The organism is Pseudomonadales bacterium (genome assembly GCA_013215025.1).
GTDB lineage: Bacteria > Pseudomonadota > Gammaproteobacteria > Pseudomonadales > DT-91 > DT-91.
In genome coordinates this window covers 4031-28768 of sequence record JABSRR010000009.1, presented here as the reverse complement: position 1 = coordinate 28768, position 24738 = coordinate 4031, and the positions used below count along the sequence as shown (strand labels likewise).

Below are 24738 nucleotides of genomic sequence, written 5' to 3'. Positions count from 1 at the left end.
ACGGTGATTAAACCGCAGCTGCGCCCGAAACGATCTCAGAAAGTTCCTGAGTAATCGCTGCCTGACGCGCTTTGTTGTAAACAAGCTGCAGACCATCGATGAGGTCGCCCGCGTTATCTGTCGCGTTTTTCATTGCAACCATTCGTGCGGCTTGTTCACATGCGCCATTTTCAACCACCGCTTGATAGATTTGTGACTCGATATAGCGAGTCAACAACCCATCTAACAAGGTTTCTGCATCAGGTTCATACAAGTAGTCCCAACGGTGTTTACCTTTAGAATCTTCATCAGCTTCTAATGGCAACAGTTGTTTTACTTGCGGATCTTGTGTCATGGTATTTACGAACTCGTTCGACAATAAATAAATCTTGTCGACCTTGCCTTCGTTAAAGGCATCGAGCACAACTTTTACCGCACCGATTAAATCAGACACTTTAGGTTGTTCGCCTAAGTCTTTTACGGTTGCCGTAATATTTGCACCAAAGCCACCAAAGAAGGCACTCGCTTTTGTACCTACAGTACAAAGCTCAACACCAATACCTTTTGCATCATATTCTGCCATTAGTTTCACAGCTTTTTTGAACAGGTTAATGTTCAAGCCGCCACACAGACCACGATCTGTTGAAACAATGATGATCGCAACGTTTTTCACATCGCGTTCTTGCATAAAGGCGTGTTGATACTCAGGCGATGAGTTAGCAATATGACCCACGACAGAGCGTATACGTGTGGCGTAGGGTTTACCTACTTCCATACGATCTTGAGCTTTACGCATTTTACTGGCGGCAACCATTTCCATTGCCGAGGTAATTTTTTGCGTGCTCTTTACGCTTGCGATCTGTGTACGTATTTCTTTAGTACCAGCCATAATAGTCTCTCGCTACATAAGGCCACTAACGGCCTATTCTAATTACCAAGTTTGCGTTGCTTTAAACTGCTCAATTGCAGACTTGAATGTAGCTTCGATCTCGTCGTTCCAGGCACCAGATTTGGCAACGTCGTTCATCACGTCAGCATATTCGCTTGCTACGTAAGACAGTAGCGCCGATTCAAAATCTAGAACCTTAGAGACTTCAACATCACCGAGATAGCCTTGGTTAGCTGCATAGATAATCAAACCCATCTGCGCCACGTTTAGTGGTGCATACTGAGTTTGCTTCATCAATTCAGTAACACGCTCACCTTGCTCTAACTGAGCTTTGGTTGCATCGTCAAGATCAGATGCAAACTGTGCGAACGCCGCTAATTCACGATACTGCGCTAAGTCAGTACGGATACCGCCTGATAGCTTCTTCATGATCTTAGTCTGTGCTGAACCACCAACACGCGATACCGAGATACCCGCGTTCATTGCAGGACGGATACCGGCGTTGAACATATCAGTTTCAAGGAAGATCTGACCATCGGTAATCGAGATGACGTTAGTCGGTACGAATGCTGATACGTCACCGGCTTGCGTTTCAATGATCGGCAGTGCAGTTAATGAACCTGTTTGGCCTTTCACTTCACCTTTGGTGAATTCTTCAACATAAGCTGCCGATACACGAGATGCACGCTCAAGCAAACGTGAGTGCAAGTAGAAAACATCACCAGGGTATGCTTCACGGCCTGGAGGACGTTTCAACAATAATGAAATTTGACGATAAGCCCAAGCTTGCTTGGTTAAATCATCATAAATGATTAAGGCATCTTCACCGCGGTCACGGTAGTATTCACCCATTGACGTACCAGCAAATGCTGCTAAGAACTGCATAGAAGCAGGATCTGATGCAGTAGCTGCAACAATGATGGTGTTCTCAAGTGCGCCGTGCTCTTCTAACTTACGCACAACACCTGCAACCGTCGATGCTTTCTGACCGATGGCTACGTAAACACACTTAATGCCTGAGTCTTTCTGGTTGATGATAGCGTCAACTGCAACAGCAGTTTTACCAACACCACGGTCACCGATGATAAGCTCACGCTGGCCACGGCCAACTGGAACCATCGCGTCTACCGCTTTTAAACCTAATTGCACTGGCTGATCAACCGATTGACGCCAGATTACACCGGGTGCGATTTTTTCGATTGGGTCAGTGATTTTCGCATCGATAGCACCTTTACCGTCGATTGGGTTACCCAGTGCGTCAACAACGCGACCTTCTAACTCAGGACCAACAGGTACTTCTAAGATACGACCGGTACAGCGACACTTTTGACCTTCTTGCAGGCTTAAGTAGTCACCTAAAATGATAGCACCTACAGAATCACGCTCTAAGTTAAGCGCCATACCGTAAACACCACCGTCAAATTCAATCATCTCACCGTACATTACGTCAGCAAGACCATGAATACGAACGATACCATCACTTACAGAAACGATAGTACCTTCGTTTTGCGCGTCAGCTTGTACATCTAAGCTCTCAATACGCGACTTAATAATTTCGCTAATTTCTGATGGATTCAGTTGCTGCATGCTTTATCCCTCAAACTCTTACGCATTCAAAGATTCGTGGAGTTTGGCTAAACGGCTACGTACAGAGTTGTCGATGACTAAGTCACCGGCACGAACGACTGCACCGCCGATAAGATTGGTATCAACTGTGGTGTCAATATCAACACTACAGTTTAATTTGTCTGAAAGAGCTTTCGCCAATTTGTCTTGCGTCGCTTGATCAACATCATAGGCCGACGTAATTTCAACATGGCTTAACTTTTCTTGCTTCGCTTTCAGCACTTCAAATTGCTCTGCGATCATCGGTAGCAAAGTCAAACGCTTATTGTCAGCGAGTAAGGTCACAAAGTTTTCACCCTGCGTCGATAGTTCGTCTGCTAATAAGTTTTTTACTTGCGCAACCGATTGTTCAGCAGTAAGCGCTGGTGATGATAAAGCCGCTTTTACGGTATCATCTTGCGTTACTGCAGATAGCGTTGCTAACATGCCTGACCAAGCGGCCAAGTCATTATTCGCTAAAGCAAAACCAAATGCCGCTTTGGCATATGGACGCGCTAAAGTTGTCAATTCTGCCATAGTAACCTCTTGTTACAGTTCAGCCGCTAAACTATCTAGCATGGCTTGATGTGCAGTTTGATCAACTGAAGTAGCTAAGATTTTCTCAGCGCCAGCAATGGCTAAAGTAGCAACTTGTCCACGTAACTCTTCACGAGCACGGGCGACTTGCTGCTCAACTTCTGCTTCCGCAGCGGCTTTAATGCGCGCAGCTTCTTCAGACGCTTGCTCTTTCGCTTCGTCGATAATTTGATTGGCACGCTTGTTCGCTTGATCGATGATTTGTGCAGCATCATTTTTTGCATCAGCCATTTGGCTGGTTGCTTTTTCTTGCGCGAGTTCAAGGTCTTTAGCGGCACGTGATGCAGCTTCTAAACCTTCGGCAATTTTTTCCTGACGCTCAGCCATCGCACCTGCTAATGCAGGCCAGATGAACTTCATACAAAATGCAACGAAGAACAAAAACGAAATTGATTGACCAATCAATGTTAGATTTATGTTCATTCCAGCACCTCTGCTTTAAATAAATTTAAATTCATTAAAAACAAAGAGAGGATTATGCCATGCCTGGAACAGTAACGAACAAGATGTACATGCCGATACCCACACCGATCATTGGGATCGCATCAAGAAGACCAGCAACAAGGAACATTTTAGTTTGTAGCATTGGTGCAAGTTCTGGCTGACGAGCAGTACCTTCAAGTAGCTTGCCACCTAACATAGCAAAACCAATAGCAGTAGCTAGAGCGCCAAAACCGATTAACATTGCAACAGCGATAAGTGCTAGACCCATTTTTTCTCTCCTAAGAGTTAAGTTTTAAAGTTAAAAGTTAAAGTTTGAAATCGTTATTTATTCAAAGTTCCGATATATACAGAAAGAACTTAGTGCTCTTCATGTACATCAAATGCCATACCCATATAAACCAGGGTTAGCACCATAAAAATAAACGCCTGTAAGGTAATAACCAGTACGTGAAACACTGCCCAGCCCCACTGCAAAACGCCACCGAAAATACCCAATGCCCAACCCGCGCTATACATAATAGCAATCAAGATGAAGATAACCTCACCGGCATACAAGTTTCCGAACAAACGTAAGCCTAAAGAAATAGGTTTTGCCAACCATGAAATGGTTTCTAGGATAAAGTTAAAGGCGATGATTAATGGCGCTGCAATGATCGCTGCACCTTTGGTTGGTGGTGCAAAAGGATGACAGGTCAATTCTTTCACAAAGCCCATCACGCCTTTTTGCTTACAGGTAAAGAAAATCATCAAAAAGAACACCGTAAAACCCATGCCTAAGGTGATATTGGGATCGGTTGACGGTACGATTTTGAAATAAAAGTGTGGATCATCAGCAATAATCGTCGCTAAATGCGGGATCCAGTCAACTGGCACCAAGTCCATTAGGTTCATCATGAAAACCCAGGTAAAAATAACCAGTGCCAATGGAGCAACATAATTACTGCGGTGAGGGAAGGTGTCTTTAACATTACTGTCGATAAACTCGACGATCATTTCAATAAAATTTAAGATACCTGAGGGAACGCCTGCATGTGCACGGCTGACTGCCATTTTAAAGATCACACACAGCACTAGGGCTAATCCAATTGACCAAGCCATAGAATCTAGATGAATCGCCATGAAGCCCATATCTGAAGCTTCTTGAGAAGAATGTGCAATCGTCCATGTAGCTTGTTCGATAACGCTACCATCGTAACGGGTATAACCCGCGGGTAATTTCCCGTAACAAAGGTTTTGTAAGTGATGCAGAATATAACCGGTACTGGTTAAACCACCTTCAGCAGCCATAGTGTTTACCTAACTTAAATTTTAAATCTTCTTTAGTTAACAAGTTACCGGCTAATCTTTATTGATCTAAGTACAAAAACGTCGTACAAATGTTCAGATCATTTCAGCCCAATCGTGGCAGCTCATTAATTTAGCTTTACTAAACCAGCGATCAAAAACTGGTGAACTATCAGGAAGCCTATATAACTCATAAATATGGTCTTCGCATCTAGCGGTTGTAAAGCTATAAAACTTATTGCNAAACAGCTAATGGTTAGAAAAAACTTCCCTAGCTCGGCCACAAATAGTGACTGTGTTACCTGTTTCGCATGCTTAGCGCCAATAAAACGAAAGGCACGTAGCGTAAAAAATGTTGTAGGTAGCCAAAATGCAAAAAAACCGATAAAAAGCGATTTTTGCAATAACTGACCTTGATCTGCGCTGAAAAAGATAAAAAGAAGACAGTAAACAACAATAAAAAGACTAAGCTCAATTACAATACTTAGCCAAAAATTCGGTTTTTTCAGTCCAGAATTTTGCATAAGTAATTGTTTAGATTTAGTTTTTTTGCTCTTTAATGCGTCAAAATTCAAAGCGCCGCGCAAATTTAGTGCAAATTTGAGCGATGCGAATTATAGGCAGTTTGTGCAGGTGGGGCAAGGTGTTTAGGGCAATTAACTGCTTTAGTTGCTTGGCAGTTTAAATTTTTATCGCTGAGTCTGAGGCATTCATCAACAACAAGGTAGATGTTTATTTTCTAAGCTGCATCAGCACGCCATCCAGTTCATCTAAACTTGAATAGTTGATAACCAACTTACCCTTGCCTTTAGCGGTATGTTGCAATTTCACTATCGAGCCGATTTTTTGTGATAATTCATTCTCTAAGGTTCTTATATCGGCATTATCACCAGAGCCAGAGCTTTTGTCTGCAGGTCCACTTTGATCTAAAAGCTTGCGCACCAACACTTCAGTTTGACGCACCGATAAGCTTTTACTGACCACTTGCTGCGCTGCTTTAGACTGGGATGGCCCCTCTAAAGCAAGCAAAGTTTTAGCATGACCCATCTCCAAATCACCGTGTTCCAGCAATATGCGTACGTCATCTCGTAGATTGATTAAACGCAATAGATTTGCCACAGTTGAGCGAGACTTGCCTACCTGTTCGGCAACTTGCGCTTGGGTTAAAGCGAACTCTTGCTGCAGTCTATGCAGCGCCATAGCTTCTTCAATTGGATTTAAATCTTCACGCTGAATATTTTCAATCAGCGACATCACTATGGCCGCCTCATCAGGCACATGCTTAATCAGCACAGGTACCTTGTCTAAACCAGCAAGCTGTGAAGCGCGCCAGCGGCGTTCACCGGCAATGATTTCATATTTTTTTTCTGCAACTGGCCTGACAACAATGGGCTGCATCAAACCTTGTTGCTGTATTGAAGCAGATAACTCTTCTAAGGCTTGCTGAGACATATCACGTCGCGGCTGATACTTTCCGCGTTGCATCAACTCAATAGGCATTTCGCGAAGCTGCTCATGTTCGCTAATATGTGATGAGAGCGCTTCTGTCTGCGCCTTATCAAGCTGCAATTCTGAAGTATCCGCTAGGATTTGCTCGGTCATTTCGCTCGATTTTGACTTAGCATTCGCACCCAGCAGTGCATTTAAATTTTTGCCTAAGCCACGTTTTTTGCTTGCCATGTATTGTCCTTAATTCATTAAGCCATTGCCGTTGTGGCTGTTTGCTGTCTTAACATTTCACCGGCTAGCGCTAAATAAGCCATGGCACCACGAGAGGATTTATCATATTTTAGAGCGGGTAGACCGTGGCTTGGTGCCTCAGCTAAGCGGACATTGCGTGGAATGCAGGTACGATATAGTTTCGCACCAAATACCTCACTCAGCTGTTCTGACACATCTTTGGTTAAGCTATTGCGCGGATCGTACATAGTGCGGAGAATACCTTCAATATGTAGATCTGGATTCGCAGCGGCTTGCACACCATCAATCGTTTCCATCAAATCAGCTAAGCCTTCAAGTGCATAATACTCACACTGCATCGGTATCATAACGCTGTCGGCTGCAATTAAACCATTGAGTGTTAACATGCTAAGTGATGGGGGACAATCTAGAAGAATAAAGTCGTAATTAGCTTGTATTTGCATCAACGCTTGTTTCAGGCGCAACTCTTTTTGATCTAGCTCAAGCAAACCAACTTCGGCAGCCGTTAAATCAGCATTAGTGCCCACAATATCGTAGCCTGCCGCGTCAGCGGTTAAAATAGCCGAGGCTATATCCGTTTCTCCCATCAAAACTTCATAAGACGATAAATCTAATTCGTTTTTCTCTATGCCTGAGCCCATTGTGGCGTTTCCCTGAGGGTCTAGATCAACCAACAGAACGCGCTTTTTGGTCGCAAACAATGATGCGGCAAGATTAATAGTTGTGGTCGTTTTACCAACACCACCTTTTTGATTTGCAATTGCAATTATTTTTGCCACGAATCACCTTCTCAACTGTACATCTTTTTATTAACTCGGGAGATAAATCCAATAAGGGTGGTGGATTTATGCCGCAATAGATAATAGATAAAGCAAAATTTAGCCCAATTAGCCTAAATATTTAAGCGCTTTGTTGAATAACAACAAGATGTCGTTGTGTATCATTGTTTGGCCAATCTAAGGCATGCACCTTATAAGGTTTTGATATCTGCTGCAACTCAGATACTGGCCAAATACCCTTCATGGCAAAATACTGACCCTTAGGCTGGCATAAGTGTTCCGTTTTGCTCAACATATCATCAAGCGTGGTGAAGGCTCTGGAGAGAATCGCATCACATTGTGGCTGTAATTGAACATTTTCTACCCTGTCATTAATTACGCTTATATTTTCCAGTCCAAGTTCTAATTTGACCTGTTGCAAAAAACGCGTTTTCTTACCATTACTATCTAATAGATAAAACGATTTCTCGGGGAAAAAAATAGCCAGTGGGATGCCCGGTAAACCTGGACCAGTGCCAACGTCAATTAAACGTTCACCAACTAGCCAAGGGATAATGGAAAAACTATCAATCAAATGTCGATCAAGCATTTCATCAATATTTCTAACAGCAGTAAGATTATAAGCTTTATTCCATTTACTCAGTAAATTGATATAGCGATTCCATAAATCAACTTGTTGTTGGCTTGCCTCTAAATCAAAGTATTTTAGGCCATTAATTATGGCCGTCGATAAATCTTTTTCTAACATTTTTATTTTGTTAACTAGCTAGTGTTTTACTCTGCACGACTTTTTTTAATAAGCCTTGTTTTTTCATAAACACTAAAAGTAATGAAACAGCTGCTGGTGTAACACCAGGAACGCGAGATGCACGACCCAGAGTATCTGGTTTTGCTTCATTCAGTTTATGTTTTACTTCATTTGATAAGCCGCCAATCTCATCATAATTTAGCGATGCGGGTATTACTGTATTTTCATAACGACGAAGACGTTCAATATCTTCTAACTGTCGAGCAATATAGCCATCATATTTTACTTGTATTTCAACTTGTTCTGTTACCTGCTGATTTTCTTCAACTTTACCCGTTATGTTCTCAATTTGTTGATAAGAAATATTTGGTCTTTTTAACAAATCATGCAGTGAGTATTCTCTTTGTAATGGAGAATCTAACAATTTATTAAAGTTATCTGATTCTTCACTTGTTGCTTGAATCCAAGTTGTTTTTAAACGCTTTTGCTCTCGTTCAATCCGTTCTTGTTTGTCTGAGAAAATACGCCATTGTTGATCAGAGATTAAACCAAGTTCACGACCTTTTTCTGTTAAGCGCAGATCTGCATTATCTTCTCGTAACAACAAACGATATTCGGCACGTGATGTGAACATGCGATAGGGTTCTTTAGTTCCAAGATTTATCAGATCGTCAACTAGCACACCTATATATGACTCATCACGTCGAGGACTCCAGCTATCTTTTTGCTGTGCCATACGAGCAGCATTCAAACCCGCTAATAAACCTTGCGCTGCCGCTTCCTCATAACCCGTTGTGCCATTGATTTGACCCGCAAAGAATAAACCTTGCATCATCCGCGTCTCTAAACTTGGTTTTAAATCGCGAGGATCAAAAAAATCATACTCAATCGCATAGCCTGGTCGAGTTATATGTGCGTTCTCAAAACCTTTGATTGATCGAATGAAATCTAGCTGAACATCAAATGGCAAACTGGTTGATACCCCATTGGGGTATAACTCATGCGTATGTAAACCTTCGGGTTCTATAAAGATTTGATGCGAGTTCTTATCCGAAAAGCGATGAATTTTGTCTTCAATCGAAGGACAATAACGTGGCCCAACACCCTCAATCACACCTGTGTACATGGGTGAGCGATCTAAGCCTTGCCGAATGATATCATGGGTTTTTTCATTGGTATGTGTGATCCAACAACACACTTGCTGCGGATGCTGATCAACCGAGCCATAAAATGACATAACAGGTTCTGGTGTATCACCCCATTGCTCCTCTAAGCCATCAAAATTGACGGATTTGGCATCGATTCGCGGTGGCGTACCGGTTTTTAAGCGGTCAACTCGAAACGGTAATTCGCGTAAGCGATCTGCCAAAGCAATGGAGGGTGGATCGCCTGCGCGTCCACCTGAACTTTGATCAAGACCAATGTGAATTTTGCCACCTAAGAACGTTCCGGTCGTGAGTACCACAGCTTCAGCATAGAAGCTAACACCCATGCTGGTTTTTACACCAACAACTTGCTCGCCTTCAACAATTAAATCATCAGCGGCTTGTTGGAATATTTTCAAATTAGGTTGATTTTCAAGCATCTGACGAATAGCTGCTTTATAAAGCGCTCGGTCTGCTTGTGCGCGTGTTGCTCTTACAGCGGGCCCCTTACGGGCATTAAGCACGCGAAATTGAATCCCGCCAAGATCAGTAGCTTTAGCCATCGCACCGCCAAGCGCGTCAACTTCACGAACTAAGTGTGATTTACCAATACCACCAATGGCTGGGTTACAGGACATTTGTCCTAATGTTTCGATATTGTGCGTGAGTAAAAGGGTTGATACACCCATTCTTGCTGAAGCTAGGGCCGCTTCAGTGCCTGCATGGCCACCACCTATGACGATGACGCCAAAACGTTCTGAATAATTCATTGCTACCTCTGATTTGAAATACTTCCACACTGATAGGTGGCACTTTCAAGCTGGCCATTATACGCAGTGATTAAAAAATAAACAGCGATATTTCAGTTAGCTTTTCTATGTAAAGCTTTGCCGTCTTTCATGTTTGAAGTTTGCGTTGATGAGTAAGACATATATACATATATAAATAGTATATAAGTTATTTATTATTATTATTAAGCAAGCTGATTTCTGTGAATAATCATCATTTTAATAAGCTAATCAATAGCTTAACGATGTATAACTCTGGTTAAAGTCTATAGCATATGATGCTTGCCAGCTGTATAGCAGCTGTAGATAAAATTGCCGAGAAAATCGCTGCATCTTGGTGCTGCTACCAGCTATGCAGAGTTAATCCTATGCTTATGCTATGGCTTATCCTGATATTTATGCACAGTCTTTGAATATGCTGTGTATAGATACATAGCAATCACTGGATAATTCATGATAAGTCGATTTTGTTAATCGATGGCGTAATAAGCTGTGTAAAACTCTCGCTTAAGCTTGGTATAAGCTTGGGATATTATTTTCCAATACAGAAACTGGAAAAAATTTCACCTAAAAGGTCATCAGCCGAAAATTCACCGGTAATTGAGCTTAGCTGATTTTGCGCTTGGCGTAAGTCTTCAGCGAGTAATTCACCTGCGCCACTGTCATGTAGCTGTTGCTGACCCACACTTAATAAGTCTAGAGCATGTGATAAGGCATCTAAATGTCTTCGGCGTGCGGTAAATTGGCCTTCGGTTTGATTCAATAAACCCGCCATTTTTTTAATATGATGCTGTAAAAATTCTACGCCCTGCCCTGATTTAGCACTTAAATTTATTGTTGTGTAATCGTTACTTTCTCTTATACCGGGCGTCAGATCTGATAGGTCGGCTTTATTATTGATCAGGGTAATATGTTTAAGCTGTGTGAGCTTTGTCGTCAGACTCTCACCCAGTTGATCAATATCAGCAATATCTCGTAATAATGCATCAATAGAATCTGCCCTACCCTCTGTCGAGTCGTGCACAATTAATACATCATCAGCATCTGCAATCGCCTTGTAGGCACGTTCTATACCAATGCGTTCCACGCTGTCTTCAGTGTTGCGCAGACCTGCTGTATCGATAATGTGAAGCGGTAAGCCATCAATCAGTATTTTTTCTTTCAGAACATCACGGGTAGTGCCTTCNATATCTGTGACGATGGCAGCATCATGACCAGCTAATGCGTTCAATAGCGAGGATTTACCGGCATTNGGCTTTCCAATAATTGCCAGGCTTAATCCCTCTTGCATGACGCGTCCTTGCTGAGCCGAAATAAGTATCTGTTGCAATTGCGTGATTAGGTTCTGCAGAGATGTTGCTACATGGCCATCATTCAGAAAATCAATTTCTTCTTCCGGGAAGTCGATAGCCGCTTCAACGTAGATTCTTAGTTCAATCATTTGCTGCACTAGGCTATGAATCTTATCGGAAAATTCACCTTGTAATGATCGTACGGCATTTTTAGCGGCTTCTAATGAGGAGCTATCAATTAGATCTGCAATGGCCTCTGCTTGGGCGAGATCCAGTTTATCATTAAGAAAAGCGCGCTCTGAAAATTCACCTGGTCGGGCTAAACGAGCGCCTGCTTGAACACATTCATTTAATAAGGCGTCTAGAATAATCGGTCCGCCATGACCTTGAAATTCAACGACATCTTCACCAGTAAATGAGTGTGGCGCTTGAAAATAAATAACAATGCCTTCATCTAACAAGTTATTTTTGTCTATTTTCTGGTTCTGATAAAAAGAGCAAAAATGGGCGTGACGAAGTTTTAAATCAGTAAAATGTATCTTTTTAGCAATATCATAGGCTTTTTGCCCTGATAGCCGAATAATACCAACGCCACCTTTTCCTGCAGGTGTAGCTATAGCGACTATCGTGTCGGTATCAAGCTGCATAGGGTTTTCCTAAATAAAAAACGGGTAGCTTAACTACCCGTCTTGATGCATGTGTTTATTTTTTTTCGTCTAGTATGTGCTTAGTTATTATCCATTGTTGTGCAATGGATAATATATTATTAACTACCCAATAAAGTACTAAGCCTGCTGGGAAGAATAAAAAGAAAAACGTGAATATAATTGGCAAGAATTGCATCACTTTAGCCTGCATGGGGTCAGGTGGTGGTGGATTTAATTTTTGCTGAAACCACATACTTGCTCCCATAACTAACGGCATTATAAAGTATGGATCCATTGCTGCGAGGTCTTTGATATAGCCAATAAATGGCGCATGACGTAATTCAACAGACTCAAGTAATACCCAATATAGCGCTATAAATACTGGCATTTGTACCAACATGGGCAAACAACCGCCAATAGGATTAACGCCTTCAGTCTGATATAGCTTCATCATTTCTTGCGACTGCTTCTGACGATCATCGCCATATTTCTCTCGCAACTCTAACATCTTGGGTTGCACAGCACGCATTTTTGCCATAGATCGGTAAGCTTTTGCATTTAACGAGAAAAATGCAAGCTTTACTAATATTGTTAAGATGATAATCGAGAAGCCCCAGTTTCCAATGCCTGAGAATACCTCTTTGTCGAAACCAAAGGCATGAAAAACACCATTGTTTATAAAAAATAGTAAGGCGTATAGCGGCTGTGCAATAAACCAGAGCCAACCATAATCGACAGAAAGGTCTAAGTTAGGTGCGATTTTTTCAAGCGTGTACTGGTCTTTAGGCCCGGCATAAAACTGATTGCTGATGACAGCGTTTTGTTTTGCGTCAACATTCATTACTGGGCCAGTTACGCGCGCTATATTAAAGCCAGAACGCGTTTTCACTGTGTTATAACGATTTTCACTATTAGCATCGCCAACCCATGCACTTAAATAGTAGTGCTGAATCATGGCAATCCAGCCACCTTGCATTGTTTGTTGAAACGTTTTTTCTGCAACATCTTCGAAGTCAATCTTTTTAAATCGTTCGTCACTAGTGGTTGTAGCAAAACCTAAATATGGTTGCATGCCTAAGCCACCGCCACTTTCTGCACCGGGGTCTTGACTATTATCGCGTTTAATTTGTCCGTAAAAGGCGGCAGAGAATGGGTTCTCGCTATTATTGTTGATAAGGTAATCGAGTTCGATTAAGTAAGAATCGCGGCTAAAACGAAAACGTTTAATGATTTCGACGCCCTGCTGTTCGAGCACAAGGTTAACTTCTAACTGTTCTTGCTCATCACCCATGCGATAAGATTTTGCGGATGATGCAAACAGCGGACGCCCTTCTCGCGTATCAGTACCGTTCTTACCAATCAAACCACTTTGAGCGATATAAGTGCGTGTTTGATTATTTTCTAATAAGGCAAACGGTAAATTAGGCATATCGATATCGGTAAGGTGCTGATTAAGTGCTAAATCAACAATATCGCCACCGCGCGGATCTATATGAAGACTGAAGGTGTCAGTTTTTACAAAAATAAGTTCTTGGTTTCTGACTGTATTTGCTACTTCAACGACGGTGTCTGTTTCAGCACTGAGACTTGGTATATCGTCATCATCTGTAAGATTGACTGATGCATTACTTGTGCTTTGCTCAGCAAGCTCTTCAGCATCATTAAGCCCAGTGTTAATTTCTGCAGGTGTTTGATTCAGTGTGAGCGATGCTTGAGTTTGCTTTTCTTGTAAGCGCGCTTTATTTTTATCATCGCGAAAACTGGCGTACTCGGTCACTAGCATAAAGCTTATCATGATTATAACGGCAATCAGCGCAATACGAATTTTATCCATGGGTAGGCTCGGTATAAATATTTAGTGTTTGGGCGGTACTTCATCGATGCCGCCAGGGTGACCAGGGTGACATTTAGCGATGCGTTTGAGGCTAAGGTAACTGCCTTTTAACAAACCATGCGTTTCAAGCGCCTGTATTGTATAACTTGAACAGCTCGGGTAAAAGCGACAGTTTGCGTTAATGAAGGGGGAAATCAGCCACTGGTAAGTTTTTACCAGAAAAATGAATATACGAGTAAATGGACTGGGATTCGGTTTATCCATTTATATTGCATCAACATTCGCTTTGTTCGCTAAGCGCTGCCATTGCTTATTAATAAGGGTGTGTAACTCTGAATTCGTTAACTCAGTGATACTTTTTCTCGGCAGTACTACGATATCAATACTTGGGAGTGAATGCTGTCTAAACGATTCTCGTATGATACGTTTAATGCGGTTTCGCTCAACGGCAAGCTTAACGTTTTTCTTAGCAACGACTAAACCTAACCTAGGCGTATTAAGCTGATTAGATGAAGCTAAGCATAGCAACTGTTTGCAAGACACTTTCCACTCAGCTTGATCAAACACCGCTTTATAATCTTTAGCATTCAATAAACGCTGCGACTTTGTAAAAGTAGAAGCTGTTGTGCTTTGCATAACGGACACTCTTGCTTCACAGGCTCAGTAGGGAGACGTCAATATAACGCAAACAGGTCGCAAATAAGACGCCTATAACCTATAAAAAGTCGCAGATAATCGATAAGTTGAATCGATATTAGGCGGCTAAGCGTTTGCGACCTTTAGCACGACGGCGGTTGATAACAGCACGTCCATTTTTAGTGGCCATACGAGCGCGGAAGCCATGCGTACGTTTGCGTTTTAAAACACTGGGTTGAAATGTTCTTTTCATGGTTTACACCGTTTTGAAATTGACTGAAATCTGTCTTTAAATAAAAGGGCCGGAATTATAGGCAAATCGTGGCTAATATTCAATCTCTGCGCTTTATTTATCAAGGATTAATTCTGATGGTTTTTTGTAGGCATAGCTCAGTGAGATTTTTAGTTTTCTGAAAGGTAGCTAAGCTTTTGAAAATCATTAAAAAAAACTAGATTTTCACATTTCATATACAATTTACTCACAACTTATGCACAGTTAAAGATTATCTTTGAGTGAATAAAAAATAATCAATAATGCTTTAAAATTCAATAACATATAAAAAAATAGAAATTATTAAAAATAACTGTGGATAACTCCTGCGTTATTTTTAATAATGAAGTTCTGCTATTCAAATGTTTTATATCTCTGGTCTTCAAAAAGTGGATTTTTGACGATTAAAACAATAAACACAATTTCGTTGCTTAACAGGGTACCTGCGTGTCATTGCTTACCATTTGGGATTATTGTAAAAGTCATTTAGAAAATGACTTAGCGAAACAACAATTTATTACATGGATTCAACCTTTAGAATTAGATCAAGATCAGACGGATTATCTTTGTTTAATTTCTCCTAACCGCTTTGTTAAATCTCACGTCGAACTGCATTTTTTGTCGATCATTGAGTCGCTGGTTGAAAACTTCAGTTCTTCTCATATTCCTAAAGTTTCGATTGTTGACGCCAGTTCTCATCAGCGTCGACATACAGATGTGCAAGCCATCACGTCTGTTGATAGTTCTGCTGTCTACCAGTCGCAAGAATCTGTATTGAACGAAGCACGAAGCGCTAATCCACCGAGCAAAGATGCGGTATCTTCAATTATGCCCCTCAATGATGTCGCTACTGTGAAGGCCGAAAGTCAAAATGACGATTTTTTAAACAATATTATGTTAAATGCGAGCGTTTCTGATCAAGGTAATGACAGCTCTCAAGAAAATTCAGACAGCCATTTAGACAGCTATAATTCTGCTAATCATTTCGTTTCTCATGTTGATAGTGGGTTAAATTTCACCTCATTTGTTGAGGGTAAATCAAATCAGTTGGCTCGAGCAGCTGCGATGCAGGTTGCTGAAAATCCTGGTGGTTCCTATAACCCACTTTTTTTATACGGTGCCTCTGGTTTAGGTAAAACGCATCTTATGCATGCGGTCGGTAATGCTTTGATACAACGTAAGCCGCAAGCCAAAGTTGCCTACCTTCACTCTGAACGTTTTGTTGCCAATATGGTGAAGGCCATTCAGCAAAATAAAATTAATGAATTTAAGCGCTATTATCGCAGTGTAGATGCTTTATTAATTGATGATATTCAATTTTTTGCCGGTAAAGATCGTTCGCAAGAAGAATTTTTTCATACATTCAATGCCTTAATTGAAGGCGGCCAGCAAATTATCTTAACCTGTGATCGCTACCCTAGAGAAGTTGAGGGATTAGAGGAGCGTTTAAAAACACGTTTCGGTTGGGGGCTTTCTGTTGCAGTTGAGCCGCCCGAATTGGAGACTCGGGTAGCCATATTGATGCAGAAAGCTAGGCAGCAAAATATGCATATGTCAGAGGAGTCGGCATTTTTTATCGCTCGACGTTTGCGCTCTAATGTTCGAGAACTAGAGGGTGCGCTGAAGCGAGTGATTGCGCAAGCGCATTTCAAAGCTAGGCCGATTGACATTGAATTAATAAAAGAATCGTTGAAAGATTTACTGTCAATGCAAGACCGGTTGGTGAGTATCGATAATATTCAACGCACCGTTGCTGAGTATTATAAAATCAAGGTTGCTGATTTACACTCCAAACGTCGCAACCGTTCAGTTGCCAGACCGCGACAAGTTGCTATGAGTTTAGCTAAAGAACTTACTAGCCATTCACTGCCTGAAATTGGTGATGCTTTTGGTGGTAGAGACCACACAACAGTCCTACATGCCTGTCGAAAAATTGATGAGTTAAAAGAATCAAGCACCGATATTGCTGAAGATCTTAAAAATCTCTTGCGTACCTTAACCGCTTAAATTCAACGCACTTTTTTACTCGCTTTAATCATATAAAGCTTTATTCTGTATAGATATTTATTACACTAGGGAACATAAATCCTATATTTCCATTATGTCTAAGGAAACCTAATTATCATGAAATTTACGGTACAGCGTGATGCACTCTTAAAAACATTATCTCTGGTGGCTGGTGTTGTTGAACGTCGACAAACCTTGGCTGTGCTAGCGAATGTACTGTTTGATTTAAACCAGACAACCTTATCGTTAACAGGTACTGATCTTGAGGTTGAGATTACCGGACGCTTGGAACTTGAAAGCCCAGCCTCCGAAAATGGTCAGCTTACGGTGCCGGCAAAAAAGTTATTAGATATTGTCAAAAGTCTACCCGATGGCGTAGCAATCAATTTCTCGCTTGGTGATAACCAAAAAGTGACGGTATCAGCGGGTCGTTCTCGTTTCACTTTGGCTACTCTGCCTGCTGCTGATTTTCCAAATGTTGATGAAGGTGACATAAATGCTTCGTTTTCAGTCACTCAAGGGCAGCTAAAACGTCTAATCGATAGAACCTCTTTTGCAATGGCCCAGCAAGATGTGCGCTATTATCTTAACGGTATGTTGTGGGAGCTTAGCCCTAGTCAGTTGCGTGTTGTGTCAACCGATGGTCATCGGCTAGCGATGTGTGACTTGGCCTCTGATGCGATTCAGGCAGATATTCAAATTATTGTACCTCGCAAAGGTATCTTGGAGTTATCGCGCTCATTGGTCAATCTCGATGACGAGGTTGAGATTGTCTTTGGCCCTAATCATTTAACTGCTAAGACATCTGGTTTTACGTTTATTACCAAACTCGTCGATGGCAAATTCCCCGATTATCAACGCGTTTTACCCAGAGGCGGTAATAAGTTGGTGACCGGCGACCGTCTTCAGCTGCGAGAAGCGTTTCAGCGTGCCGCCATCTTGTCGAATGAAAAATACCGTGGTGTACGTTTACTATTAAGCGATGGTCAATTAACAATCCAAGCGAACAACCCTGAGCAAGAAGAAGCCGAAGATAGCGTAATGGTCAACTATCAGGGTGAAGCTTTAGAGATAGGCTTTAATGTTAACTATATTATTGATGTACTGAATGTTTTGTCTGATAACGAAGTAAAACTTACCTTGGCAGATTCGAATAGTTCTGCGTTACTAGAAGAGTTGGAAGACAGTGACTCGGTCTATGTGATTATGCCCATGCGCCTATAATAGGATTGCACCGTATAAAAGCCGCATTTATGCGGCTTTTTTGTTTATTAGCCTATGTATATCCATAAACTTCAGATAAAGCATGTACGTAACCTGGCCAATATATCTATTTCAGATTTGGCTTTGACGAATCTTTTTGTAGGCGATAATGGCGCTGGTAAATCGTCGGTGCTAGAAGCGATTCATATTGCTAGCGTAGGTCGGTCCTTTCGTCATCAGCAAATTAAGCCCGTCTTACAGCTAGACCAAAATTTTCTACGGGTGTATTTAGAATGTATCGATGATGGCGACTATGCCCACAAAGTGGGTATTGAGCGTAATCAAAAAAATGACTATAAGGTTCGTATTGACGGAGAAAAAGTTAGCAACTTAGCTGCACTAAGTTTGTTGCTGCCTTGTATTGTCATTGATGCTAATAGCTTCAATTTATTAGACGGTTCTGCCTCTGAGCGTCGAAAGTTTCTGGATTGGGGCGTGTTCCACGTGGAACATGGTTTTCATCTACATTGGCGTAATTACTCTAAAGTATTAAAACAACGCGGTGTTTTACTGCGTTCGCCAAAAACTAACTATGCAGAATTAAAAATTTGGGATCTACAACTTGTTGAACATGCGGCTTATATTGAAGAGGCTAGACGTAAGCATTTACAACAATTCTATCCTATATTTCTCGATATCTTAGCTCAGTTTGACAGCAACTTATCGCAGAGCTTAGGCCTGAAATATAAGAATGGTTGGGGTGATACGCTAGCCATAGACACCTTGCCAGTTTTTTCACATAACGAAACAAAAGCTCGTATGCTAGCGCAACTTGAAGCTAATTTTATCCGCGATAAGAAATACCAGCGTACACTCGAAGGCAGCCACAGAGCGGATATTCTACTAACGCAGCAAAAGTTATTGGCGAAAGATGTTTACTCACGCGGACAAAAGAAAACGCTTGTCGCGGCCCTGCAGCTGAGCCAGGCAAAAATGCTTGCCCAATTATCTGAACGAAAGCCTGTTGTTCTTTTGGACGATATGCCATCAGAGCTAGATAAAGAGCATTTAAAAGCGTTTTTTAGTTATCTAGAACAATGCGATTATCAACAATTCATCACAGCGGTTGATCGGCAGGCATTTAGCGATATTCCATTGAAGGGATTGAAAATGTTCCACGTGGAACAGGGTGAAATAAAGCCAATCAATGGCTGAATAATAGGCGTGGTTAACGTAAAATTAGCCTTTAAAACCTTCAACTATCAAGACACTAAAACACCCGCGATTATAAGAATTATTGCCACAGGAGAGACGAAGGAATGAGCGAACAAAATTACGATGCGTCCAATATTAAAGTATTAAAAGGTCTCGACGCGGTTCGTAAACGCCCTGGTATGTATATTGGTGATACCGACGACGGCACTGGTTTGCACCATATGGTGTTTGAGGTTGTTGATAATTCTATCGATGAGGCATTGGCAGGCTTCTGTTCAGAGATTAATGTCGTCATCCATCCTGATGAATCTGTCACCGTGTCTGATAATGGTCGTGGTATTCCAACGGAAGCACATGAGGAAGGAAGCTCTGCCGCAGAAGTTATCATGACCGTGCTACATGCTGGTGGTAAATTTGATGATAATACTTATAAGGTGTCGGGTGGACTGCACGGTGTTGGTGTATCGGTAGTAAATGCCCTATCCGAGAAATTGGTGTTAACCATTCGTCGCGCGGGGCATATTCACGAACAAATATATCGCCACGGCGTTCCTGACGAGCCATTGAAAATTATCGGTGATACAGAAGAAACTGGCACTGCCCTCACCTTTCATGCATCAGCCGACACCTTTAGCAATATTGAATTTCATTATGACATTTTGGCTAAACGCCTGCGCGAACTATCGTTTTTAAACTCTGGCGTGCGTATTGTCTTAACAGACGAGCGCAGCGGTAAACAAGATGTTTTTCATTATGAAGGCGGTGTGCAGGCCTTTGTTGAGTATTTGAATACCAACAAACAAACCATGAATAAAATTTTCCACTTCTCTAGTCAGACGGATGACGGTATCGGTGTTGAAGTGGCATTGCAATGGAATGACTCTTTTCAAGAAAATATTTTCTGCTTTACCAATAATATTCCACAGCGCGATGGTGGCACACACTTGGCGGGCTTCCGAGGCGCTCTAACCCGAAACCTTAATAGCTATATTGAGAGCGAGGGCATGGGTAAGAAAGATAAGGTGAGCACGACCGGCGATGATGCCCGTGAGGGATTAACCGCGATTGTATCTGTAAAAGTACCTGACCCTAAGTTCTCGTCGCAAACCAAAGATAAGCTGGTTTCATCAGAAGTAAAAGGTGCTGTCGAACAAGCGATGAACGCAGCCTTTGCTGATTATCTTATTGAGAATCCGCAGGAAGCAAAAGCCATTGTGCAAAAGATGATTGATGCCGCACGTGCACGCGAAGCTGCGCGCAAAGCGCGCGAGATGACCCGTCGTAAAGGTGCATTAGATATTGCAGGCTTGCCGGGTAAATTAGCTGACTGCCAATCAAAAGACCCCGCCCTTTCAGAACTTTATCTCGTGGAGGGTGACTCAGCCGGTGGTTCGGCAAAACAGGGTCGATCTCGCGAAACGCAGGCTATTTTGCCGTTAAAAGGTAAGATTTTAAATGTCGAAAAAGCTCGCTTCGATAAAATGCTGTCTTCAGCTGAGGTTGGTACGATTGTGACTGCCTTAGGCTGCGGTATTGGTCGAGAAGAGTTTAATATAGAAAAGCTACGCTATCATCGCATTGTCATCATGACTGACGCCGATGTTGATGGCTCGCACATCCGCACCCTACTATTAACGTTTTTCTTCCGGCAAATGCCGGAAATTATTGAGCAAGGCTATGTGTATATCGCTCAGCCACCGCTGTATAAAGTTGCAAAAGGTAAACAGCAGCAGTACTTGAAAGACGAGGCGCACCAAAAGGCATTTTTCACGCAAGCCGCACTAGAAGATGCGGGTATTCACGTTAATGCTGATGCACCTGCCATTAGCGGTGAAGGTCTGGAGAACTTAGTCAGTGAATATAATCACACCATGGATCAAATTCAGCGTTTGTCGCGACTCTACCCTGCTGAAGTTTTAGAAGCCATGATTTATCACAATGCACTCAGCAGTGATGAACTATCAGATCAAGCTAAGGTGCAAATCTGGGCTGACGATTTAGCGAACTATCTTGAGCAAAATAAGGCTGGCGGAAGCCATCGTTATGAAGCAGAAGTACAGCACGATAGCGAACGCAATTTATATTACCCTAACATAATAGTTGTGTCTCATTCTATGCCGCGCGGCTATATACTTAACCATGAGTTTTTTGCCTCTAGGGATTATGCGGCGTTATTGTCGCTTGGCAAGAAAATAGCTAATTTGATCGAGCCCAGCGGATTTTTTAAACGCGGTGAGAAAGTATTTGAAACACAGAGCTTTAAAGACGGTCTAGCCTGGTTGATGGTTGAGGCGCAAAAAGGGTTCAATATTCAGCGTTATAAAGGTTTAGGTGAAATGAACCCTGAACAACTTTGGGAAACGACTATGGATCCTGAGGCACGACGCATGTTACAAGTTACCATTGAAGACGCTATTTCTGCAGACCAAATGTTTACTACCTTAATGGGTGATCAGGTCGAGCCACGCCGAGAGTTTATTGAAGACAATGCTTTAAAGGTTGCTAACCTAGACGTTTAGGCGAAGGTCCTATATTACCTGTTGCGTAATACAATGCACGTTACCACCACCGAGCAGTATCTCTCGACCGGCCTTAATGCCGATGATTTGATAGTTTGGAAACGCTTGCTGAAGTATGTCTGTTGCTTGATTATCGTATCGCGAGTCTAGCAGCGGATATAGAACCTGATGATTGATAATTAAAAAGTTAGCATAGCTAGCGGCCAAGCGTGCACCAGCGTGTCGCGATTCGTGCACATTATCACTAAAGCTCTCGGCCTCCTCGGTGCTTATGTATAAAGGCCCGGGCATCGGCAGTTTGTGAATATATAAATCACGACCTTTTGCGTCAGGCTTTGCCAGGAGCGCAGCTTCAGCAGCACGCGAAATGGCATATTGTGGATCGTTCGGGTCATCACACCAGGTGAGAATAACCTCACCAGGTTTTACCACATGCATTAAATTATCGATGTGGCCATTAGTATCAATATCGCCATAAAGACCCTGAGGCAGCCAAAATACTACATCAACATTTAAATACTGTTTGAGGTAATCTTCGATCTCAGCTTTTGATAAACTTGGATTGCGACTCGGATGTAAAAGGCATTCTTCGGTAGTAAAACACGTGCCCTCACCGTCGACGTGGATAGAGCCACCCTCTAAAATCAGAGGCGCGTGATACACATCAGCGTTAAAGCTAGCTGCCAATTGAGCCGCAACCGCATCGTCTTTTTGCCAGTCCTCAAACATGCCCGCCATATGCCCACCCCAGGCATTAAATTGCCAAGCCACGGCTCGTCGCTCGCCGATAGCGTTGCGTAAAAAGCTGCAGCCGGTATCTCGAAGCCATGAGTCGTTGTTCTCAATACTGATGACATCAATACTGTCGGGTAATTGATCTCGCGCATCAGCCAAACTAGCTGGGTTGGCTAACACTTTAACAGATGAAGTTTTTGCAATATTTTCGGCTACTTCAACAAATGCACGCTGTGCAGGTTTCGCCTGTGCACGCCAGGTATCAAGATTATCAGGCCAAACTAGGCAAACGCTAGACTGTGGATCTGATTCAGCAGGCATATAAAACCCATCCTGCCTTGGCGTGCGGTTGATTATTTCAGCCATAAAGCACTCGCCATACTAGCCTTTAAAATCAGGATTGTCAGAGCAATCCATATGCTGTAAAGCCGAGTAATGTTCTGGGCGACGATCTCGAAATAGGCCCCAGATATGGCGGTCGCGCTGGGCTTCGCTCAAATTTATACTGTGCGTTATATAGGTTTCGCTGCTACGATCGGCAGATACTTTTATTTCTCCAAGATGATCAGTAATAAAAGATGAGCCATAAAAGTCTATAGTATTATCGTTAGACTTTGCATACTCTACGCCAACGCGGTTTGCTGCAACGACGGGAACCTGATTTGCCGCAGAGTGACCTTGCATGGTGCGCTGCCAATGCGGCATAGAGTCAAGATCGGGCTCTTTGGGCTCTGAGCCAATAGCAGTCGGATATAATATAAGTTCTGCACCAGCGAGCGAAAGACTGCGGGCAGTTTCAGGAAACCATTGGTCCCAGCAGATGCCGACGCCGATATTGGCGTAGCGAGTATGCCAAACTTTAAAGCCTGTATCGCCGGGTGAAAAATAATATTTTTCAAGGTAACCATCGCTGTCGGGAATATGTGTTTTGCGATATGTGCCTAGAATTTGGCCATCAGCATCTATCATTGCAACAGAGTTAAATAAAACATTACCTGCCTTTTCAAACCAACTAAAAGGCATCACTAACTTTAATTCTTTACATAAATTCTGTAACCAAACAATGGATGGATTATTGTCTAACGGTGTTGCTAAATCTAAATGCTCAAGTTCTATTTCAATACAGAAATAAGGATATTCAAAAAGCTCTTGCAGTAAAATAATTTGTGCACCGTCAGCGGCGGCGGCACGAATGAGACCTTCAGCTTTAGCTAAATTGGCCTCACGATCCCAACTACATGCCATTTGTATAGCAGCAACAGTGATTATTTTATCTGTCATATTCAACACGGCCTAATTGCTTGAACGATTAAACAGCTGAAAGCAGAAACTCGCGTTCCCAGGAGCTGATCACTCGCTTAAAGCCCTCATATTCTGCCCACCGTGTGCCTATAAAGCCTTCAACAAAGTCAGCACCTAGATAGTGTTTGATATCATCACAGTTTGACATCGCTTCTAAAGCGGCTTCTAAATTTAGCGGCAAGTCGTAGTCACCTGACTCACAGTGACGGCCAGTAACGGGCTTGCGAGGTTTAATTTTTTTAGTGATGCCAATATAGCCGCACAGTAAATTACCGGCCAACGCTAAATAAGGGTTGGTATCAGAACCGGGCAAGCGATTTTCAACTCGACGAGCAGCAGCACTCGCCTTGGGTACGCGTAAGCCCACGGTACGATTCTCTTCAGCCCATTCGGTATTCACAGGAGCGTTGCCATCTTCACCACTTTGGTAGCGGCGGTAGCTGTTCACGTTTGGCGCAAATATGGGCATAATCTGCGGAATATATTCTTGTAAACCACCGATATAATGGTAGAAATTATCTGACGCAGTACCATCTTCATTTGAGAAAATATTTTGTCCTGTTGCGGCATCGATGATTGACTGGTGAATATGCATCGAGCTGCCTGGCTCACCTTCAATGGGCTTGGCCATAAAAGTAGCATCAATCTTATGCTTTAGCGCTGCCTCTCTAACAACACGCTTAAATACGAATACTTGATCAGCTAAATGAAGCGCATTGCCATGACGAAAGTTGAACTCCAATTGTGCGGGGCCTTCCTCATGAATAACAGTGTCGATATCTAGATTCATAGCTTCACAATAATCGTAAATGTCTTCAATAATAGGATCGAATTCGTTAGCCGCATCGATACTAAAAGACTGCCTGCCAGACTCTTGTCGACCACTGCGCCCTACTGGAGGCTCAAGCGGTAAATCTGGGTCGGTGCATCGTTTGGTAAGATATAGCTCAACTTCAGGTGCAACTATGGGTTGCCAACCTTGCGCATCAAACAGTGCTAATACTTTTTTCAAAATTGCTCTTGGCGACAATGGGAATTCGTTACCCATGCCGTCAAAACAATCGTGAATAATTTGTGCTGAAGGCTCTGCTGCCCAGGGCACAACAAACATCGCATTG

Annotated in this window: 23 protein-coding genes; 4 read left to right on the top strand and 19 right to left on the bottom strand. The window is 42.4% G+C overall.

From position 1 onward, the window contains the following. Positions 1-7 precede the first annotated feature (7 nt). The 16 genes from atpG to rpmH form a co-directional block, all read right to left on the bottom strand. Positions 8-868 carry a F0F1 ATP synthase subunit gamma gene (atpG, locus tag HRU21_01425; GenBank protein ID NRA40947.1) on the bottom strand — a complete coding sequence of 287 codons (861 nt, stop codon included), beginning with the start codon at positions 866-868 and terminating at the stop codon, positions 8-10. A 42-nt stretch (positions 869-910) separates the two neighbouring features. Further along, positions 911-2455: a F0F1 ATP synthase subunit alpha gene (locus tag HRU21_01420; protein NRA40946.1), complete on the bottom strand. Its 1545-nt coding sequence runs from the start codon at positions 2453-2455 to the stop codon at positions 911-913. An 18-nt stretch (positions 2456-2473) separates the two neighbouring features. Further along, the gene (locus HRU21_01415) at positions 2474-3010 is read right to left on the bottom strand and encodes a F0F1 ATP synthase subunit delta (GenBank protein NRA40945.1); all 537 of its coding nucleotides are present in this window, start codon (positions 3008-3010) and stop codon (positions 2474-2476) included. A 12-nt stretch (positions 3011-3022) separates the two neighbouring features. Continuing rightward, on the bottom strand, positions 3023-3493 hold the full coding sequence (locus HRU21_01410) for a F0F1 ATP synthase subunit B (GenBank protein NRA40944.1): 471 nt from the start codon (positions 3491-3493) through the stop codon (positions 3023-3025). A 52-nt stretch (positions 3494-3545) separates the two neighbouring features. Continuing rightward, positions 3546-3782 carry a F0F1 ATP synthase subunit C gene (gene atpE, locus HRU21_01405; protein ID NRA40943.1) on the bottom strand — a complete coding sequence of 79 codons (237 nt, stop codon included), beginning with the start codon at positions 3780-3782 and terminating at the stop codon, positions 3546-3548. An 89-nt stretch (positions 3783-3871) separates the two neighbouring features. Beyond that, positions 3872-4801, bottom strand: coding sequence for a F0F1 ATP synthase subunit A (gene atpB / locus HRU21_01400; protein NRA40942.1), 930 nt, complete (start codon positions 4799-4801; stop codon positions 3872-3874). Positions 4802-4926: 125 nt separating this feature from the next. Continuing rightward, positions 4927-5373 carry an ATP synthase subunit I gene (locus HRU21_01395; protein NRA40941.1) on the bottom strand — a complete coding sequence of 149 codons (447 nt, stop codon included), beginning with the start codon at positions 5371-5373 and terminating at the stop codon, positions 4927-4929. A 157-nt stretch (positions 5374-5530) separates the two neighbouring features. Continuing rightward, complete coding sequence (locus tag HRU21_01390) at positions 5531-6478, bottom strand: ParB/RepB/Spo0J family partition protein (protein ID NRA40940.1); 948 nt, start codon at positions 6476-6478, stop codon at positions 5531-5533. Positions 6479-6495: 17 nt separating this feature from the next. Next, positions 6496-7278, bottom strand: coding sequence for a ParA family protein (locus HRU21_01385; GenBank protein ID NRA40939.1), 783 nt, complete (start codon positions 7276-7278; stop codon positions 6496-6498). A gap of 121 nt (positions 7279-7399) precedes the next feature. Continuing rightward, positions 7400-8026 (bottom strand): 16S rRNA (guanine(527)-N(7))-methyltransferase RsmG, encoded by a 627-nt coding sequence (rsmG, locus tag HRU21_01380; GenBank protein ID NRA40938.1) that lies wholly within the window; start codon positions 8024-8026, stop codon positions 7400-7402. Between the two features lie 10 nt (positions 8027-8036). Continuing rightward, positions 8037-9941, bottom strand: coding sequence for a tRNA uridine-5-carboxymethylaminomethyl(34) synthesis enzyme MnmG (mnmG, locus tag HRU21_01375; GenBank protein ID NRA40937.1), 1905 nt, complete (start codon positions 9939-9941; stop codon positions 8037-8039). Between the two features lie 550 nt (positions 9942-10491). Next, on the bottom strand, positions 10492-11898 hold the full coding sequence (mnmE, locus tag HRU21_01370) for a tRNA uridine-5-carboxymethylaminomethyl(34) synthesis GTPase MnmE (GenBank protein ID NRA40936.1): 1407 nt from the start codon (positions 11896-11898) through the stop codon (positions 10492-10494). Positions 11899-11953: 55 nt separating this feature from the next. Next, a complete protein-coding gene (gene yidC / locus HRU21_01365; GenBank protein NRA40935.1) occupies positions 11954-13732 on the bottom strand; it encodes a membrane protein insertase YidC in 1779 nt (592 codons plus the stop codon). Positions 13733-13753: 21 nt separating this feature from the next. Further along, positions 13754-13996, bottom strand: a complete 243-nt coding sequence (gene yidD / locus HRU21_01360) for a membrane protein insertion efficiency factor YidD (GenBank protein ID NRA40934.1) — start codon at positions 13994-13996, stop codon at positions 13754-13756. Then, complete coding sequence (gene rnpA, locus HRU21_01355; protein ID NRA40933.1) at positions 13997-14368, bottom strand: ribonuclease P protein component; 372 nt, start codon at positions 14366-14368, stop codon at positions 13997-13999. It abuts the gene before it with no gap. Between the two features lie 118 nt (positions 14369-14486). Continuing rightward, the gene (rpmH, locus tag HRU21_01350; GenBank protein ID NRA40932.1) at positions 14487-14621 is read right to left on the bottom strand and encodes a 50S ribosomal protein L34; all 135 of its coding nucleotides are present in this window, start codon (positions 14619-14621) and stop codon (positions 14487-14489) included. Between the two features lie 471 nt (positions 14622-15092). Here rpmH and dnaA point away from each other — a divergent pair, with 471 nt between their 5' ends. From dnaA to gyrB, 4 genes are all read left to right on the top strand, one after another. Beyond that, positions 15093-16646 carry a chromosomal replication initiator protein DnaA gene (gene dnaA / locus HRU21_01345; protein NRA40931.1) on the top strand — a complete coding sequence of 518 codons (1554 nt, stop codon included), beginning with the start codon at positions 15093-15095 and terminating at the stop codon, positions 16644-16646. 117 nt (positions 16647-16763) lie between these two features. Beyond that, on the top strand, positions 16764-17870 hold the full coding sequence (dnaN, locus tag HRU21_01340; GenBank protein NRA40930.1) for a DNA polymerase III subunit beta: 1107 nt from the start codon (positions 16764-16766) through the stop codon (positions 17868-17870). Positions 17871-17924: 54 nt separating this feature from the next. Then, complete coding sequence (gene recF / locus HRU21_01335; GenBank protein ID NRA40929.1) at positions 17925-19064, top strand: DNA replication/repair protein RecF; 1140 nt, start codon at positions 17925-17927, stop codon at positions 19062-19064. A 104-nt stretch (positions 19065-19168) separates the two neighbouring features. After that, entirely contained in the window at positions 19169-21583 is a 2415-nt protein-coding gene (gyrB, locus tag HRU21_01330) for a DNA topoisomerase (ATP-hydrolyzing) subunit B (GenBank protein NRA40928.1), read from the top strand. 9 nt (positions 21584-21592) lie between these two features. On the opposite strand, the gene aguA is transcribed toward gyrB, so the two are convergent. From aguA to HRU21_01315, 3 genes are all read right to left on the bottom strand, one after another. Further along, a complete protein-coding gene (gene aguA, locus HRU21_01325; GenBank protein NRA40927.1) occupies positions 21593-22684 on the bottom strand; it encodes an agmatine deiminase in 1092 nt (363 codons plus the stop codon). Positions 22685-22699: 15 nt separating this feature from the next. Next, entirely contained in the window at positions 22700-23599 is a 900-nt protein-coding gene (aguB, locus tag HRU21_01320; protein NRA40926.1) for an N-carbamoylputrescine amidase, read from the bottom strand. Positions 23600-23627: 28 nt separating this feature from the next. Then, the coding region (locus HRU21_01315; GenBank protein ID NRA40925.1) for a glutamine synthetase at positions 23628-24738 on the bottom strand (1111 nt) is incomplete at its 5' end.